11 protein-coding genes are annotated in these 18,322 nt (G+C 58.2%); 4 read left to right on the forward strand and 7 right to left on the reverse strand.

Features of this window, described 5'->3' with window-relative positions; genetic code table 11:
* Positions 1-90: 90 nt before the first annotated feature.
* Positions 91-315, reverse strand: a complete 225-nt coding sequence (locus V7116_RS17095; RefSeq protein WP_324393171.1) for a hypothetical protein — start codon at positions 313-315, stop codon at positions 91-93.
* Positions 315-617, reverse strand: coding sequence for a hypothetical protein (locus V7116_RS17100; RefSeq protein WP_324393172.1), 303 nt, complete (start codon positions 615-617; stop codon positions 315-317). Before V7116_RS17100 ends, V7116_RS17095 begins: the two co-directional genes overlap by 1 nt.
* A gap of 160 nt (positions 618-777) precedes the next feature.
* Between V7116_RS17100 and V7116_RS17105 the strand changes: the two genes are divergently transcribed.
* Together V7116_RS17105 and V7116_RS17110 are read left to right on the forward strand one after the other, a co-directional pair.
* Positions 778-1,770 carry a tyrosine-type recombinase/integrase gene (locus V7116_RS17105; protein WP_324393173.1) on the forward strand — a complete coding sequence of 331 codons (993 nt, stop codon included), beginning with the start codon at positions 778-780 and terminating at the stop codon, positions 1,768-1,770.
* 664 nt (positions 1,771-2,434) lie between these two features.
* Complete coding sequence (locus V7116_RS17110) at positions 2,435-7,213, forward strand: SH3 domain-containing protein (RefSeq protein WP_324393174.1); 4,779 nt, start codon at positions 2,435-2,437, stop codon at positions 7,211-7,213.
* A gap of 153 nt (positions 7,214-7,366) precedes the next feature.
* Here V7116_RS17110 and V7116_RS17115 read toward each other — a convergent pair whose 3' ends face one another.
* Together V7116_RS17115 and V7116_RS17120 are read right to left on the reverse strand one after the other, a co-directional pair.
* Positions 7,367-8,584, reverse strand: coding sequence for a hypothetical protein (locus tag V7116_RS17115; RefSeq protein ID WP_324393175.1), 1,218 nt, complete (start codon positions 8,582-8,584; stop codon positions 7,367-7,369).
* Between the two features lie 172 nt (positions 8,585-8,756).
* Complete coding sequence (locus tag V7116_RS17120) at positions 8,757-9,983, reverse strand: hypothetical protein (protein WP_324393176.1); 1,227 nt, start codon at positions 9,981-9,983, stop codon at positions 8,757-8,759.
* Positions 9,984-10,280: 297 nt separating this feature from the next.
* Between V7116_RS17120 and V7116_RS17125 the strand changes: the two genes are divergently transcribed.
* The gene (locus V7116_RS17125; RefSeq protein WP_324393187.1) at positions 10,281-11,459 is read left to right on the forward strand and encodes a M28 family peptidase; all 1,179 of its coding nucleotides are present in this window, start codon (positions 10,281-10,283) and stop codon (positions 11,457-11,459) included.
* A gap of 334 nt (positions 11,460-11,793) precedes the next feature.
* A complete protein-coding gene (locus V7116_RS17130; protein WP_324393177.1) occupies positions 11,794-13,836 on the forward strand; it encodes a sensor histidine kinase in 2,043 nt (680 codons plus the stop codon).
* A 190-nt stretch (positions 13,837-14,026) separates the two neighbouring features.
* On the opposite strand, the gene V7116_RS17135 is transcribed toward V7116_RS17130, so the two are convergent.
* The 3 genes from V7116_RS17135 to V7116_RS17145 all read right to left on the reverse strand — a co-directional run bounded on the left by V7116_RS17135 (position 14,027) and on the right by V7116_RS17145 (position 17,775).
* Complete coding sequence (locus V7116_RS17135) at positions 14,027-15,511, reverse strand: hypothetical protein (RefSeq protein WP_324393178.1); 1,485 nt, start codon at positions 15,509-15,511, stop codon at positions 14,027-14,029.
* 43 nt (positions 15,512-15,554) lie between these two features.
* Positions 15,555-16,226 (reverse strand): hypothetical protein, encoded by a 672-nt coding sequence (locus V7116_RS17140; RefSeq protein WP_324393179.1) that lies wholly within the window; start codon positions 16,224-16,226, stop codon positions 15,555-15,557.
* Positions 16,227-16,683: 457 nt separating this feature from the next.
* Positions 16,684-17,775 (reverse strand): DUF362 domain-containing protein, encoded by a 1,092-nt coding sequence (locus V7116_RS17145; protein ID WP_324393180.1) that lies wholly within the window; start codon positions 17,773-17,775, stop codon positions 16,684-16,686.
* Positions 17,776-18,322: the final 547 nt, after the last annotated feature.

The raw sequence follows: 18,322 nt of genomic DNA on the forward strand, positions 1-18,322 counted from the left end.
GTGACAGCCGGCTGTCCTGCACCGTTGCCCGCCGCACTGAAAAGTACGGTTGTGCAGCGGAGCGCGGTGCCCTGATAATCGTTCGCTCGGTCATGACTGCGCGTGCTCTTCAGAGGATTCTGCGCGGACGGGTCGCGGGTCCAGTGCCTCGCGTGCGCACATCAGGTGCAGGTGTGCGTCGGCCAGGTGCAACGGGATCGACCCCGCGCCGCCGTACTGGTCGATGGCGTCCAGCCAGGCGGCGTAGATCTGATCGCTGATGATCTGAAGATCGCGGCGTAAGTTAGGCGCCGGTGACGTCGGGGTGCCGTTCATCACGCCCCCTTGCCGGGCACATGCCAGGCGCTGACCGCGATGCCCACCGCAACGATCAGGGTGACGATCGCCACGACCGCGAACGCTGGGCCGACGACCTCGGCCAGCAGTACGGCCACGGCGATCAGCAGGGTGAGCGCAGCGACGAGCGCGACGTCGAGCAGCCAGGCGGAGCTGGACGTCGCGCGGCGGGCCTGCATGGCGCGCCGGTTGCGCGTCAGGGTGGCGTAGTCATCGACGGCGCCGATCGGGACGCGTGAGCGGTAGGATTTGTGGTTCATGGCCGTGCTCCTTCTAATCATTAACGGTCACCAGTAGCAGTGATTGTTAAAAATCAGCCGCTAAGGGTTAGAACTGTTGTGCTATTATGAACAAAGAAATATCCCCGCGGTGGAGTCGTGCTATACTGGGATTCGCATGGTCTGTCCGGCCTCGAATTCCAATCTGCAAACGAGGCGAAAAATGCATACCTTACGAACGGCGGCGGAATCCTTCCTCCTCGAGGACCGCAGTCCGGCCACGCGTCGCACCTACCGCCAGGTGCTCGACCGGGCCCTGTCTGCCCTCGGACCGGCGCGAGACGTCACGTCGGTCACGCGGGATGACATCCTGCGGTACATCCAGTCTCTACGGGAGCAGAGCGAGCGGTACGCGGATCATCCGCGACGCCCTGCTGAGCGCGGCAGCCTGTCGCCGCGCACCGTGCAGAAGCATTCGCAGACCCTGGGCACGTTCTTCGCGTGGCTGCAAGAGAATGGCTACCGTGAGGACAACCCGGCCTCGAAGCTGCGCCTGCGCAAGTGGAAGCGCCCGCCGGGAGAATCAAAAGCGGCCACCCCGGAGGAGCTTCGCGCGATTCTGCACGTGGCAGAAGCGAAAGCCGCTCTTGGGAAGCCGCTGCATCTTGCTATTTTTTTATTTTTGTGTGACACCGGTTGCCGCGCCGGTGAAGCTGCCAACCTGGTGGTCGGCAATCTCCAGCTCTCCAATCACTGCGCCTGGACGGTCGGTAAGGGTGACAAGGTGCGTCCCCTGTTCTTCGGGGTCCGGACCGCAGAGGCCTTGCAGGCCTGGTTGGACGTCCATCCGCACCCGACGACCGAGGCCCTGTTGTTCGGAATGGAGGCGGACTCCATCTCGCAGGTAGTCGCCCGGATGGCGCAGGTGGCGGGGTGCACGCGCGCGATCGGCGCGCATGCGATCCGTCACCGCGTCGGCCAGGTGTGGCAGAGCGCGAAGATGTCCGAGCAGGCCACCCAGCTTAAGCTGGGACACGACAATCCGTTGATCACGATCGAGATGTACTATAACACGTCATGGGAGCATATTCGTTTCGCCAGCGAGCGCCTCGCCCTGGCCGCCATTGATGGCGTGCCGGACGAACCGCCCCGCTTGGCGCCTCCGAAAGTGGTCCCGATTGCTCGAGCGACCACGCGGGCGGAGGGATTGAGGTAAACACGGGGGCGTTCCGGTCAAATCGAAGGTGCGTGCAAGAGGCCCCCGGTTCAAATCCGGGCGCCCCGACAGGAAACGGCTCACCTGAGTAATCAGGTGAGCCGTTTTTGTTTTGCGGGCCTTCACATCCTGAAAAACGCCGCATAGATCTTATGCGTTACTTCTGACGATCACGCGCGCCCAATTAGTCCAGGTCAGTATTTAGGGGGCTTGCCCTGCCCCCGCAAGGCAATGCCAGGACGACGCTACAGCCAACGCGCAGCTTCACCCATTAGAGCCTGTCGTGAACTTCTAGCCTCCCAATCCCCTGGCCCCTTCCCTCACGCAACCCTGTTGCGCGGGGACCCCGGGGAAAAACGGGCGGAGCAAACCCCGCCCCTACGAATCCCGGGATAATAAACGCATGAATAACCCGTTTTCTCGTTCGAAAAGTGCATAACAACCCCTAGTGGCGTGTTACATTGCCGCCCGCCCGTCACGGACGGTAGTAAGCGAAATTTTACAAAGTTAACACAACAATTTCACTTGAAGTAAAACTGAAATGCTCGTATTCTAAGTGACAGGTACATAACACCGTCTTGGGCATCTGCACCTCCACCCCTCCTATTACCCAAGATTCGACCCTCTCATTTTATGTGTGGCATTCTTTCATAGGCGGGGATATATGGAGCACTGCGCTCAGGGGCATAAACTCCTGCTTGGGTTTATTGTTGTTTTGTTCGCACTGGGCGGCGTGGCGCTGCCCGTTCACCACGCTGAAGCACAGACAACGTACATCGTCACGTCGGACGTGGAACTCGCCGCGGCGATTAACGCAGCGAACTCGTCTGCTGGGGCCGACACGATCTATCTCCACAATAATTTCACGCTCTACTACGACCCTTCCGTCCCAACGAACTGGCCCACCATCACTAGTGATGTCACCATCACGACCGAAAACTACCCTAACTATGGGTGCAGCAGCACGGGGATATGCGGCATCGGCGGTTACGATCTCCGCCAGATCTTGAAGGTGGGCGGTGGTGGAAACCTGACGATCGACCGCATTTTTTTGACGGATGGCTATTCTGACTACTGGGGCGGCGCGATCTGGAACGGCGGCGGCGCCGTCACGATCCGTAACAGTTGGATCAGTAACAACGCGATTGGCACGAGTGTGACGGGGACACACGGCGGCGGCGCCATCTACAATAGCGGAACCCTGATCATCGACAATACGCTGTTTGATGGCAACATGGTCCTGTACGACGGGGCTGAGAGCGGCTTGATTCGGGGCGGCGGCGCGATCTACAGCAGCGGCGGATCCGTAACGGTCAGTAACAGTACATTCCGAAACAATTCCGCGAACGGCACCGGCGGCAGCACCGACGGATACAATGGCGGCGCGATCTCCACAATAGGCGGCACAATATCCGTCACGAACTGCCTCTTTCAAGGCAATTCAGCGACCCAAGAGGGCGGCGCTATTTTCCTGACGGGGCTCGGAAGCAGTCTCACCGTCGATGGCAGCACGTTGGCGACAAACAGCGCCCACTCAGGCGGGGCGATACTTGTCGAAATCGGCAGCGCCACGATCACCCGAAGCTCCATGATCGGGAACTCTGCTGTTAACGGCGGGGGACTCCTTACGGCGTCCGCTGACGCAACCGCGGTCATCGCGCATTCCAGCCTGATCAGTAACAGCGCTACGGCCTATGCTGCGGCAGTAGGCGGGCCGTACCTCTCCCTGTTGAACAGCACGATTCTCTACAACTCCGGCCCTTCCTCTATCTACAAGGGCAACAACGCCAGCCCAATCACCCTCGCCGGAACAATTGTGGCGCATACTCTGGGTGGGGTGAACTGCGTCGCCACGAGCGTCTTTTTCCCCATTACAGACGGTGGGTACAACGTCGCCGACGATGCGTCGTGCGGGTTTACCTCACCCGATTCGAAGAACAGCGGGACCATCACACTATCGTATTCCGACACGGATATCTTGCCCGCCCTGGACCCCGGCCACCCGTATACGCGCCGTCTCTATACGCCCACGGCTGGCAGCGACCCCATCGGCGTCATCCCGGTGGGCACGACCGTGTCCGTGCCGGGCGCAAGCTGGACGTGCAGCAATCCATCCACCGCGACCGACCAGATCGGCGGCGCGCGCCCACAGCCTGCCAATACCTACTGCGATCTTGGGGCGATCGAATCGGCAGCGTCGCGCAGCCAGCTCACGGTCACCAGGACCGGCACGGGAACAGGAACCGTCACGAGCAGCCCCGCCGGGATTAGCTGCGGGGCGACGTGCAGCGGGTTATTCGCGGGCACGGTCACGCTGACAGCGGTCCCTGCTGCGCATAATGTTTTCACCGGGTGGACCGGCTGTACGACGGTGGCGGGCAATACGTGTACCGTTTTGATGACCGCAGACCGGACCGTTCAAGCCGCGTTCGTGCCCGCCCTGGTTACGGTGAACAACACCACCGCCGATTTTGCGGAAAATGCTTCGACGTCCTTTACGGTGGCCTTGAACGGCGCGCCCATGGCGAACGTAACCGTTCCGCTGACCTCTACTACGCCCACCGTATGCACCGTTCCGGCATCTGTGACCTTCACCCCGGCAAGCTGGGGCGCTACCACCGTCACGATCACCGGCGTCGATGACAACATCGACACGCCGAATCGCACGTGCACGGTTACGCTGGGCGCAGCAACGAGCGCGAACACGGACTTCAACGGGGTCACGCCGTCGATCACCACGATCAGCCGTACCGTGCTGGATAACGACACGGCAGGCGTCACCGTCGCGCCGACGACGTTGAACCTGACGGAAGGAACGACGGGCACGTTCAATATCGTCCTGACGTCGCAACCCACGGGCGACGTCGCGTTCAACATCACGCCAAGCAACGCATCCTGCTCGGTCAGCACGTCGACGCTGACCGTTACGCCCGCGCTCTGGGCTACAGCCAACGCGATCACGGTGACGGCCCCTGATAATTATCTCGACGAGCCTAACAGCGTCTGCGCGGTCCAGATCACGACCGTGACCGGCATGGATCCGGCGTATAACGCCATCGACCCCGCCGACGTCACCGTGAACGTCGCGGATAACGATACGGCGGACGTCACCGTTACCCCCACCACATTGAACCTGACGGAAGGAACGACGGGCACGTTCGACGTCGTGCTGGCGTCGCAGCCCACGAGCGACGTGACCATCGGCTTCACGCCGGACAATACGTCGTGCACGCTCAGCGACGCGACGTTCACGTTTACGGATTTGACCTGGAATACCGCGCAGCAGATGACGGTCACCGCCACCGACGACACGCTCGCCAGACCCGACCGCGTGTGTACTGTGCAGGCGGTTGTGGTCACGACCACTGACACGAATTACAGCGCCATCGATCCTGCCGATGTCACAGTGAACATCACCGAAGATGACGTTGTGGGCGTCTCCGTCGCGCCGACCGCGTTGGCCCTGATGGAAGGGACCACAGGCACGTTCAACGTCGTACTGACCTCGGAGCCGACGGACACGGTGAGCTTTGACCTCGTGCCGGACAGCGCCGCCTGCACGGTGAGCGCGGCATCCGTGACCTTCCTGCCCGGAACCTGGAGCGTCAGCCAGTCCTTCACGGTCACCGCCATAAACGACGATCTCGACACGCCCGATCGACTGTGCACGATCCAGACCGGGCTCACGTCCAGTCTCGATACCACGTACGCGACTCTCACCGTGCCGGATGTCGCCGTCACGGTGCAGGACAACGACTCCGCCGGCATCACGGTCGCGCCAACCGCGCTGACCGTGGCGGAAGCGGGAACAGGCACGTTCCAGGTCGTGCTGACGTCGCAGCCAACCGCTGACGTGACGATCAACCTGACGCCGGACAGCGCCGCCTGCTCCGTCAATTTCCCGGCGCTGACCTTCACCGCCTTCACCTGGAACACGGTCCAGACCGTGACCGTCAGCGGCACGCCGGACGACCTCGTGACGGGCGTGCGCGGCTGTACGGTTCAAACGGTGGCAACCAGCACCGACGCCGCCTATAACGCGATGCCTGCCGATGACGTCACGGTGACCGTGACGGACGACGACACGCCGGGGGTCACCATCACGCCGTCCGCGCTGCTGGTTGGCGAAGGGCAAACCGGCACGTTCAGCGCGGTGCTGACGTCGCAGCCTGCCGGTGACGTGACGGTAAGCCTGACGCCGGACAGCGCACTGTGCTCGACCAGCACGGCGTTGTTGACGTTTACCGCCGCCAACTGGAATGTCCCGCAGGTGGTGACGATTACCGCACCGGATGACACGATCACGACCGGGGACCGGCTGTGCACGATCCAGACGATTGCGGCCAGCCCTGCGGATGCGAACTACAACGGTCTGGCGGTGGATGACGTGGCGGCGACCGTGGTTGACGACGACGTGCCGGGACTCACGTTTGCGCCCAATCCTCTGACGGTGGACGAGGGCACGAACGTCAGGATCAGCGTGGTGATGAACACGCAGCCCGCCGCGAACGTCACAATCGCGCTGGCGACGAACGATCCGACCTTGTGCGCGATCGATACGCCCAGCCTGACGTTCACGCCGCTGACCTGGGATCAGGTTCAAACGATCCAGGTGACGAGCCTGCAAAACAGCCACCAGGGCGACGCCCAGTGCACGATCATCACGTCGCCGGACGTCACGACCGGCGATCCGAACTACAACGGTCTCGATCCGGCCAATCTTGTGATCACTATCCGTGATGACGACGGCGGAGCCGCCAGCGACTACGTGGTCGGGCCTGCCGACCATGCGCGCGCGCAGGCGCCGCTGTGCGCGGACCTCGACGGATCGACCAGCCCAATCATCCGCGCGGATGTGCCTGCGGGCACCGTCCCGAACGGCAGCGTCTACTGCCGCATCATCACGGAGAACGGGGTCTATCGCAGCGGCGAACATACCGGCGAGGTCGGCATCCAATCCGTGCTGGAACTGGGTGTAATCCAGGCCGTGGACGTGTTCGGCTTGCAGGGGGACATTCCTGTGCCGGACTTCACCGGGAGCATCAATGTCTGCCTGGAAGAATCGGGGCGGTTCCTGTACCTGGACGCGACGACCGCGCCGCGCGTCGTCAGCGAGCTGCCGGTCTGGCTGGACGGCGAGTACACCTGCGCGAGTGTTGCCAACGCGGGGACGGTCGTGTTGGTCCAGGGCGCACCGGCGGCGATCGTTCCGGCGTCCTTAACCGAGCCTGCGGTCCCGTTGAGCGGCTGTATGGTCGCGACGCGCCGCATCCTCAACCTGCGCACCCTGCCCGATACCGGCAGCGCAGTGCTGACGCTCGTGCCGTACAACGTCTCGCTCACGGCGACGCAGCGGCAGGGAGACTGGTTCAACGTGGATTACCTGGGCACGCCGGGGTGGCTCAACGCGGCCTACCTCACGCTGCAGGGCACGTGCGGCTAGGCGCGTCACTCCCCCACTCGCGTACTGCAGCGGGGTAAAACTTCAGGCATGAACACTCAAGAGTCGCCCGGCAAATCGAGCGACTCTTGAGTAGTGCGTTTGGCTGGCTACGAGGATAAGGGGTGCTGTGCGTGCCCGGACTTGCTCGGGACGCTATTCATTCTCGGGAAACCATAACAACTGGGGCATAACAGGCTTGATCTCATCAAAACACAGCACTGCTCCATCCGCGGTGGCGACAGCAAGCTCCACAGGAACGCTTTGGAGCACATAGTTGAAAGCCACCGCCGACGCATCGGGTGCGACCACCAGGTAGTTGCCCATCCCCAGTGCATGCCTAAATCCAAATGCTTCGTTGCCTATCAATTTGACTGGCTCCCTGGCGCCCAACACGTAACGGTATAGTGATGGGCTCTGTTCACTCCCATCGAGCATCTGCGAAAAACCCCAGAAGTAAACAGCACTTGAATCACGCTGCCATGAAGGCGGCGCAACACTCGATATGTTCTGCGCCTCAAAATAGCTGGTGGAAACTGCTTCCACAACCTGGCCGGTCGCATCTAGAAACCAGAGTTCCGGATAACCGTTATCCGCGTAGTGTACGGCAGCCAGTTTTGTCCCATCCGGTGAAATACCCGCACAGAAACTCGTATTCGATTCAACCAGTGAGCTAATGTCCGTCACCTCGTTGAAATCACCGCGTGCATCGCGTGAAACCACCTCGACATCATACACATAGTAAGGTCTTGAGGCCCCATCCAACCGAGCTGCGGAGCTTTGACTTGTGCAAGTCACAATGTAGGCGAGCGACTGGGGCCAGTACAAAGCGGTCGAGCTATCGGGTGGAATGGTCAGTTCATACAACACCTGTATAGTTTCGCCGGAAGCAGTATCCGCTTCGACCAGACGGAACCTGTCGCTTTCCTCTCGGTAGAAGTAAATGAACTGCTCATCCTCCGACCATGTCACCTGGTATAGCAACTGTCTCACGCCACGATTAACGTAGTTGTTCTCATTGACAACCCTCTCAAAACAATGATGTAGAGCTCCTGCGCGTGTTATCAGGCAGAGATCCATCGTCTCATCGCCATGATGCTCCTGAAGCACAGCAAGATAAGAACCGTTTGGAGACCACGCAAGGGGCACTAGTCCGAGCCACAGGGACGGGTCATAGTAAAACACGCTCGAAGTCAATGTCTTCGCGTCCAACCGCATCAGGACGTTGGGGCTTCGTGTGTCAGTTCCCTCTACATCACCCACTCCAACGTAAAGTAAATCTGCAGGTAGATGCTGCGACGACCCTTTTTGCGCAGCGGCAGCGGGTGCGAAGAACAAACTCACGAGCACAATGATCCCTACTAAACGACGCATGGCCTGCCTCCTGGAGAAAGCCCGCACGTTTCGATCTGCATAAGAATTGCCGCTTGCAAGCTACTGTAGTCGCGAGGCGTGCAGGACGCCAGTGCGAGAAACGGAAAAAGGGCGCTCCGTGCGCCCCTATTCTCAAATGGCCTCCGACTACCGTCCGGATTTGTTCGGGATGCTACTTATCCTCGGGGAACCATAACAACTGCGACACGTAGGGCCGTATATCCTTAAAGTGGACAACGGTTCCATCAGCGGTCGCGATTCCAATCCATACCGAAAAGTTTTGGGGCGCATAGGTAAAGGCAACCGTTGCACCATCAGGCGTTGGCACCAGATAATCGCCGAGATACAGATCACCTTCCAGGCCAAAAGCTTCGTACGTTACATACGGGACGGGTTCTTCACCTCCCAATTCATAACGATAGAGCGACGCTTTCGCCAAACTGCCTGAGGGGAATATCGGTGACCGCCCCAAAAAGTAGACGGCGTCCGAATCAGGTTCCCAGGTAGGACATTTGAAAGCTCGTATCCCCTGCGCCTGAAAGTAGCTGGCGGGAACAGACTCTACCGTTTCGCCGGTCGCAGCCAGAAACAGGATTTCTGGATACCCGTTATCCGAATAGTGCAGCGCAACAAACCGCGTTTCATCCGGCGACAGCCCGGGACAAAACCGCGTGCGATTATCGAAGAGAGGCGTAATCTCGGTTGCCATACTGAAACTCCCATCCGCATCCGGCGAGACCACCTCAACATCATAAATCTCATTGCCTACTAGGAAATCCCCGGTTACTTCAAGCCCCACAGCCTCACGGAATGAGATGGCCATGATGTACGAAAGCGACTGCGGCCAGTAGAACGACGCCATATTCTGGGGGTACGGTTTGGTCTGTTCGTAAACGGTACGCACGACGTCACCTGAAGCAATGTTCGCTTCGACCAGACGGATCGTGTCGCCTTCATCCTGGTAGAAGTAGATAGACTGCTCATCCTCCGACCATGTTACCCAGTACGGCTGGTGGTCCATCGTTCGATTCCCGTACTTCTCGCGATTAATGACCTTCTCGAAGCAACGATACCGGATGCCCCCATAAGTAATCAGGCAGAGATCGATAACTTCGTCTCCGTTGTCACGGATAACGGTCAGATACGTTCCGCTTGGAGACCATGAGACAGGGATGAGAGCCATCTCCACCGACGCATCATAGTAGAACACGCTGGGCGTCAAGGTCTCCGCATCCAGCCGCATCAGGGTGTTTGGCCGCTGATAATCCGCCCCTTCTACATCGCCTAGCGTAACGTAGAGGAGATCTGCGGGTAGATGCTGCGATGGACCCTCTTGCGCGGCGGCAGTTGGTACAACGAACAAGCTCACCAATACGATGATACCCACCAGACGACGCATAGCCTGCCTCCTGGAGAAAATCCGCGGCTTCCATCTGCAAACGAATTACCGCTTGCAAGCTACTGTAGTCGTGTGTCGAGCAGGACGCCAGCGGGCGTTTGAGTCGTTCCTGGCTCAGAACACCGTCCACGGTTGAAACGAGCGCGTGCAAAGGGTCGCTAACGCATATCATTTACTTTAAGTTAGATGTGTACAAATAGATTATTTGCAGTTTTGCTCGACTTTCGACCGCACCAAATATAGACTGGAAACAGCGAGTGCCTTTTAGCGGAGGAGATAAGGTTAAACGTGGAGCACATGAGCGGCGAAGCGCTCTTCAAAACTGTCCAGGCATTGGCAACTGACATCGGGCCGCGCCCCGCCGGACACATCGAGGAGCAGCAAGCGCGTGATTATCTGCGCGGCCAACTCGATGCGGCGGGCATCGAGGATATAGAGACCTTCCAGTTTTCTACGATCGACACGTGGGGCTACAGCACCATCGCGCCCGTCGTTCTGACGCTGGCAGGAAATGCCCTGGCGCGGCGAGGAAACGCAGGACGTTTCGTGGGGGGTCTGGGCGGATTGGTTGGCGCGTACAACCTGTGGCAGGCGATGACGGCCCGCGCACAATATCAGGCGTTGTACAAGCTATATCCGCAGCACCCGTACGGCGGCTCGCTGCTGGCGCGGATCAAACCCACCGGCGAGATCAAGCAGAAAGTGATGCTGATCGGCCATACCGATACGAACAAACACCGGCTGACATTCTCGGCACAGCTCAAGCACAGTATGCAATCCTCCTCTTCATCGCTGCTGGCGGCGACCACCCTCAACGCACTCGCCATGTTATTCGGGTGGAAGGCGATTCGAACCCTGACCGAACTCTATCTGGGCGTGGGAACGGCGACACTGATCGCCGACGAGATCGGCGATTTTGTTGACGGCGCAAACGATAACGCCTCCGCCGTGGCCTGTACGCTGGGCATCGGCCAGCAAGCCGCCGCGTCTCCGTTGGAACACACCGAACTATGGCTGGCCTTCACCGGATCCGAAGAAGTCGGCCACATGGGCTTAAACGCCATCCTGGACAAATACGGCGAGGAACTGCGCGACGCGTGGTTCATCGATTTTGAACTGGTCGGTTACGGTGACATCGCCTACGTTACCCGGCACGGCGGCCTGACCTACTTCGCGCCCTACCGCCCCGATGCCCAATCGGTCATGGTGGCAAAACGTGTCGAGGAACAGCATCCCGAGTTAGGCGTCAGCGGGCGCGAGATCGTCATCCTGGAAGAAGTGATGACTCTGCGGCGGCGAGGTTTTCGCGGGATATGTCTGGTGGGGCTGGATGAAACGGGCTGGTTGACCAACTGGCATCGTTACAGCGACAATGCCGCCAATATCCAGCCGAAATCGCTGGAACAGGCGGCACACTTTGCCTGGGCGATGATCCAGGACATCGACAGCCGCACCACCGAGGCGGGATTACCGTAAAAAGAAATGCCCCGCGCCTTTTCTTACTCGCCGCAACAAACATCACTGGTGCCCCATGAGCGCATCGCCAGGATGCGCTCATACCCCCTACTCCAGCCCCCACATGCGTGGAACGTCCTGTCAGTTCCGGCGCGCGCCCCAAATACACCCCTGTTCTCTTTATAATATTGGCGGTTATAATATGGTGGTTAGGTTATCAGTTTTCAAACAAAAGTTCATTAGTAATTCGTCCTATTTTTTTATTAAAGTTCAAGATCTCTTCCCTATAATGGGGAAAGGATAACTCAATGCCCCTGCGCTCCATAGCGAAAGAGCGCGTGATTAAGAGGACCTGATGCCGCTTCGCTGGAAAACAGCCCTTATCATTGGAGTCGCCATCTGTGGCCTGCTGCTGTGCATATTCCTCTTTGCCCGGCTCATCGTGCTCAACAGCTTCGAGGACCTGGAACACAACAGCGCGCACCGCGATCTCGAACGTATTACGAATGCCCTCGATAACCAGGTCGATCATCTGGAAAAAACAACCACCGACTGGGCGTATTGGGACGACACCTACGTTTTCGTGCAAGATCTCAACGACGCGTACAAGGCTGCCAACCTTACGGACGGAACCTATACCACGCTCAACCTGAGCTTTATGCTTTTTCTGGACGACACGGGCCAGATCGTCTACGGCAAGGCGTACGATGTCGAACTTGGGCAGGAGGTCTCCCTGCCCGTGGGCCTGGACTCGTCCCTAGCTTCGGACCTTCCGATCGCGGATGGCAGCGCCACCGGCCTGCGCAGCGGCGTGCTGATGCTGCCCGACGGCCCCATGTTGATTGCCGCTGGCCCGATTCTGACGAGCAACATGGAAGGGCCAGCAGCCGGTACGCTGGTTTTCGGTCAGGCATTCGGCGACACGCTTCTGACCAATCTTGCCGAGTCCACGCGCCTCTCGCTGGAGATGTTCCGATGGGACGATCCGCATCTCAGCAAAGACATACGCGCCATTTCGGGCACGCTATCCGCGCAATCGCCCCTGGAAGTAAGTCCGTTGAGCAGCAGTACGCTGGCCGGGTATGTCCTGATACCCGACCTCTACGGCAATCCGGCTCTGATCATCCGCACCGAATCGCCGCGCGGCATCTATGCTGAGGGTCAACGTACCCTGGCATTCTTCATGGCGGTGACCCTGGGCATCAGCCTGATCATGGCTATCGTGCTGCTCATTCTGCTCGAAAGATCGATCCTGACCACCGCGCAGATGGGAGCAGTGCTCGAGCACAGCAGCGACATCATCGTCTTGACGCGCGCCGATGGCCGCATTGCGCACGTCAACCCGGCCTTCAGGCAGAAGTACAACGGCGAGAGCATCCAGTTTGCCGGGCGGCCCCTCGCCTCCCTGTTCACAGGCGCGTTTAACGAGGTCGTGTCGGATGCGGTACGGGACGTGCTGAGCACCGGGACACCCCGCCAATTGGACGCCGATCTGGCCGCCGGGTCCGGCAAGGACCTGTACATGAACGTGGCGCTGTCTCCGATCCAGGTTGGCCGTGACCCCGTATCCGGCGTCGTGTGCAGCCTGCGTGACATCTCCGAACACAAGCGCTTAGAGGCGAAACTCCGGCAAACGCTGGCACACGAAACGGAACTCAAAGAGCTTAAATCGCGGTTCGTGTCGATGGCATCCCACGAGCTGCGCACGCCGCTGGCGGTCATCCTCGTGTCGAGTGACATCCTGCTGCATTATGCCGACCGGCTCAACAGCGACCAGCGCATCAAAGAACTGCGCCGGATTCAAACGGAAGTCGATCGCATGGTCGCGGTGTTGGAGGACGTGCTCACGCTGAGCCGGACCGAAGCCGACACCTTCGAGATTCGCCCGGTGAGCACCGATCTCGTGGACTTGTGCGAGGATCTGGCGGCACGCGCGCAGAAATCGCGCAAGGAGACGCACGTCATTCACGTCGAGGTCAACGGCGACCGAGACATACGTATGGTGGATCGCAATCTGATCACGTACATCCTGAACAATTTGCTATCCAACGCGCTGAAGTACTCTCCGCCGGACAGCCCGGTGACCTTGACCCTCACCTACCAGCCGGACGAGATCCGGTTCCAGGTCACAGACAAAGGTATCGGCATTCCACCCAAAGACCAGGGTCGCCTGTTTGACGCCTTCTTCCGTGCCTCCAACGTGGACACCATTACCGGGACAGGCCTGGGGCTGGCTATCGTCAAACAAGCCGTGGACGTCCAAGGCGGCACGATCACCTGCGAGAGCGGGGTGGGCAGCGGATCGACGTTCACCGTAACGATCCCCGCGCTGCCAGCCCCTGAGCAGTCTACAGGGCATGCGCCAAGCGAGGCCGCAGTCGCCATCCAGGGCGTTTGAGGCGTGAGCGCGTCCTGGTCTTGGCCACCGCAAGCCGGACCGGCACGTTATCCCAACCTCCTTGAAAAGAGACGATAAATAATAGATGCGCGGGATCCTGCTTAATTGCTCCCGCGCATCTTCTTTCTCAGCGGACTTATAGTATTAGTATGCAGAATTCGGCACCAGATGAATAGGCGCCAGACTGCCGCTACTCGAACCGAATATCATCCAGATAGATTGTTATATCTTTTCGATCGTTCGTCACGAAGACGAACCCGCCGCCAATTCGGCTCAGATCAGCGTTATCCAAATAAATCGTGTACTGGGTCCAGACGTTCGAAAGCGAAATCAATCCGGTTGAGATGGCGGGATTAAGACTATCGCATAACGTTTGGCCCGCGTTACAAAGTCCCCCAACCTTGAACTCAACATATTCATTTCCCTGTTCGCCGCGTGCCCAGAACGTCAGTTTAGTCCAGCCACTGAGGTCTATGCCGCAAGGCATCTGCTGCCAGTTGCAGCTTGCCGGAGTCCACCAATAGATGCCACCCCACCCTTCCGTGCATCCATAGTATTTGTAGTCGATCTGGATAGCGGTCGAGCCCGAATGAGGATTTTCGCTGTACCCTTCTTCCATGTGGAGGTTGTAATAGCAGCCCATGAACCCGGAAGGATAGAAACGATTGTCGCTAGATTGGGCATCGGAATAGATATATACCGGGGGGCGAGAACCACTGAACAGTTCTTCAATGCCAGCTTTAGGGCTACGGTCATTTAGAAAGAGGCCCCAATGCGCCCCTACACCGCCCCCTTCCACTTTCCAGGGTTGGTCGAAGGCTTCGAAATAGACAAAAACGACAGGGGTCTCTTTCAAGCGAAAATAGTACTCGGCCTGCCGCAGCTCGCTGGTGGATTCGGCACCGGCAGTCGGCAATCCGACTTCCTTGAATACAACCGGCCTCTCCGCCCCTACCGCATCCAATAGATTCTCATACTGGATTTTGGTCCACTGAGCAGCATCAGCCGGATCGGTAACATGGGCCCAGAAGGGATGAATATTCGGAAAAACCCAGTCTCCTACGTCAAGAACACCGTTTTCAACATCTTTCTCGTAGAGCGGCTGAACTTCGGTGGTTGTAACCGGCTTGCCCGTTTGTGCCTTTAGATCAGCCATAGCAGCTTCGAGGGTAGCAAAATCATACCGGTCATTGTATAGACCTTCATTCCCGACCACGTAACCATCAACATAATCAACGGCAGCTACTGCAGCAGCTGTTTCGGCTTCACTCCCCGGCGTCCAGATGCCCATCACGACACCTTGAAAACCTACACCACGCGCCAAGCGGGGAATTTCGGCCATTGTTCCTTCTGAGCCGTAGGTCACCACCCCACGGAATCCAACGTCAAAGAGCATTTGGAGGTCGTCAGAAATATCCTGTTCGGCAGGCATACTCCCAACTGTTGGATCATAATGCGTCGGCGCATAAGCGATCCAGGAAAAGTCGGTGAATTTTTGATACAGATCATCTATCTGAACGGTGAGGTTGTCTTCTCTATCTATCTGATAATTAGCCAGGGCGGGAACGGATTTCGGGATTCCGGGTAAGAAGACAATAATGGTCAGTAAACCGAACACAACACGAAGTATTTGCCGGGACCTAAAAGTCAAGCGTGATGATCGACGCATTTTCACCGAGTTGCTCCTTCCTTAGAGCGATGCACATAAAAACATTTGGTTATCCAGGTACAAAGCTAATTTCGGTAATACAGATGCTGCTGTCTCGCAGCCCTTCGCCTACGTCGTAGTTGATTCCAAACACTAGCTGGTTGAGAGATTCCAGTGTCGTATTTTGGTCTATAAACCTGTCTAGGCTAATCTCAATTGGCTGACTGGCCCCTTCGGGAGGCACACGCTCCATATCTTTGTGCTGCTTGACCGGATCCTGGGTATCGTTAATCAGTCCTATTTGGAACTGCTCGCTACCACGAAGACCTTCTGCTCGCAGAAGCAAATAGGCAAAGTTTGAAAGCGGCAAGATTTCAGAGGGCAAGTCCACAACACAACCGGCATACCCCCCAGCATTGGGAACCGACCACCCCATCGTGATCCCTTTGCAAGAGCCTTCACCGAATGCAACCGCAACGTAACTGCTGCCGCTGCCATCAGAAAAGCCACTCGTCCGGCATTTTTCGGTTACGGCGTTAAGCTGCAAAGAAGCTTTATCGGGGGTAGCAGTCGGCGATGGCACAGCACAGCAGGTCGCTGTAGGCAATAGCAGGCTATTTACGGTAGGAGTAGGATTCTCGTGTCCATTCGTTGAAATTAATCCGAATATACTTGTGATAACCGCTCCTGTAATTGCTGCCAGGACACCTCCAGTGATTAACACGCGCTTCAACTCCGCCAAGTATCGCCGTGAACTTCTTCGTTTACTCATGGGCATCTGCCATTCTTGGGTTGGAGTTCCAAAGACGTCTAAGTATTCTGATGTTAATTTTTTTGAAAATAATTATCAAAATTATTGGATAGTATATACTCTTACATATTAGAACAAGGGAGATGCAAACACAACCCGTTCGAATATGCCGCCGGAACTTGTGCATCGAAGATATGGCGTGGGTGAATACCTGCTTACGGCGGAAAAGAAAAGACGCCTACATTGGTGTGCAGGCGTCTCGAATCACATGCGAAGCGCTGTGCTCCACCCTAGAGCGTGTTATGCACTTGTAGCCCCCTCTCATCCCGTGCCCGTGCCCCCAGGCAACCCTGCTGCGGGGAACGACGGGAGAAAACGGGCGGAGCATGAGGCCGATGGACAAGCGAGAAATCAGTTCTCCCGCTCAAAAAGTGCTAACAGCCTCCAGCTAGGTGAGGTCTTTGTAGCCCCAGACCTCGGTCAGTTCTTTCCACGGGTAGACGTCCGGCTTCTGGAAAGTGCGCTGCACAGCCTCGATGGATTCGCCCCGCACGTCGATGTCTTCCAGGCGGGCCGGGGACATGCCCGCGCGAATCGCCCATTCGAACGTCGGCACGTCGCTGACGGCGAATCCCATCACGCTGGCGGCGACCATGTCCGCCGCCAGAGGATGCGTCCCGGCGATAATCAGGTCCATATCGACCAGACGCGACGATGGCCCCAGCGACGGGCCGTTGCCCTCCATCGCCACCAGACCATCGATCACGGTCAGGCCGAGCTTGTTGGCCCGCGCCATATCCACGATCTCGATCGCCGTGCCAACGTCCGCATAGTCCGCGCCGAGGTCATGAACATAGGCGCGCACCGTGCCGTACTCGGTCCCCGCGTACAGCCCGATCATGTTTTTCAGTCCCAGTGTGACGGTTGCCAGCGTGTGCGTCTTCATGCGCGGCATCGACACCAGCAGATCGATCTCGGTGAGCGACCGGTGCAGCATGAGGGTCTCGAATACATAAGCATCCGGCACGGTCACGGCGACCAGCTCGCCGGTGTGCAGGTTCACCAGGGGGATGTTCAGGTCTTCGGCCAGACGGGTGTAGCCCAGCTCATCGAATATGAGCTGCTGCATCCGGTCGAGCAGGTTGGCATCGTGGGCACGATAGGTCTCGCCGTCGATGAAATTGAAGCCCGGACACGACGCCGATCCTTCCCCGATGCTCACCTCTTTGCCTGCCCCGATCAGCAGCTCCGCCAGGGCGCGCACGACGGCGGGATCGGTCGTGTCCGTCGCGGCGTTGTTGACCAGATTGGGCTTGAGCATGATGGAATTTTTGCCTTCCGTCACCGACTCGATCCCGCCCAGTAAATCAACCGCTTCTTTCACGGCGCGCGCCGTGTCGCCATCGCGCCGCCGGACGATGCTTACCCGGATGCCGTTTTCGGGCGTTCCAGACGACGCAATACGCGCCAGGGGCACCGTCGCGGCAGCCGCCGTCAGCACCTGCAGCCGGTGTAAAAATTCACGCCTTGTGATTGCCATGCCGGTATCTCCCGTTCTCCGTCAGGGACTATCAGGGGACTATCGATGTGCGTGGCCGACTGGATGGGAAGCACACCATAGAAATGCTGTTCGCAACTGTGGAAAGGGACGATAGGTGCTTTAAGCTCTAACTTGCGTGCGCAAAAATATAGTTTGGCAGCAGGCCAGCCACGCCTCATGTCAAGCGAGTACTGCCATATCATTTCCCTTCGTAAAACAAAAAACCGAAGAAGTGCTCACAAAGTGGAGCATCTCTCCGGCAGCGGTGATGAATGATGTGAATGTCTTCTGCCGCTAGGATGAAATCGCTGGTGGCGACATAGTTCCATTATATATGCAGCGGAGCCTTCGTTACGTTGAGACATCGTTTAGTTTGCCGGACCCCTCACGGTTATATGCCGTCTTCGTTAATAGCGCTGAGGCAGCGCGCCATCACGCGGCGCTCCATGCCCGTGCCAGTCGCCGGATATTAAACGTGTGCGGCGCGCGATGGATAAATGCTTTTAATGGACATTAAGAACGATTTATCCTGATTTGGATGTTTTTT

This window comes from Aggregatilinea sp. (genome assembly GCF_036822615.1).
Taxonomy (GTDB): Bacteria; Chloroflexota; Anaerolineae; order Aggregatilineales; family Aggregatilineaceae; genus Aggregatilinea.

What these genes read in the sequence shown, in the direction of transcription:
- V7116_RS17095 (WP_324393171.1), bottom strand. Translation starts at nt 315, where the DNA reads ATGAACGGCACCCCGACGTCACCGGCGCCTAACTTACGCCGCGATCTT.
- V7116_RS17100 (WP_324393172.1), bottom strand. Translation starts at nt 617, where the DNA reads ATGATTAGAAGGAGCACGGCCATGAACCACAAATCCTACCGCTCACGC.
- V7116_RS17105 (WP_324393173.1), top strand. Translation starts at nt 778, where the DNA reads ATGCATACCTTACGAACGGCGGCGGAATCCTTCCTCCTCGAGGACCGC.
- V7116_RS17110 (WP_324393174.1), top strand. Translation starts at nt 2,435, where the DNA reads ATGGAGCACTGCGCTCAGGGGCATAAACTCCTGCTTGGGTTTATTGTT.
- V7116_RS17115 (WP_324393175.1), bottom strand. Translation starts at nt 8,584, where the DNA reads ATGCGTCGTTTAGTAGGGATCATTGTGCTCGTGAGTTTGTTCTTCGCA.
- V7116_RS17120 (WP_324393176.1), bottom strand. Translation starts at nt 9,983, where the DNA reads ATGCGTCGTCTGGTGGGTATCATCGTATTGGTGAGCTTGTTCGTTGTA.
- V7116_RS17125 (WP_324393187.1), top strand. Translation starts at nt 10,281, where the DNA reads ATGAGCGGCGAAGCGCTCTTCAAAACTGTCCAGGCATTGGCAACTGAC.
- V7116_RS17130 (WP_324393177.1), top strand. Translation starts at nt 11,794, where the DNA reads ATGCCGCTTCGCTGGAAAACAGCCCTTATCATTGGAGTCGCCATCTGT.
- V7116_RS17145 (WP_324393180.1), bottom strand. Translation starts at nt 17,775, where the DNA reads ATGGCAATCACAAGGCGTGAATTTTTACACCGGCTGCAGGTGCTGACG.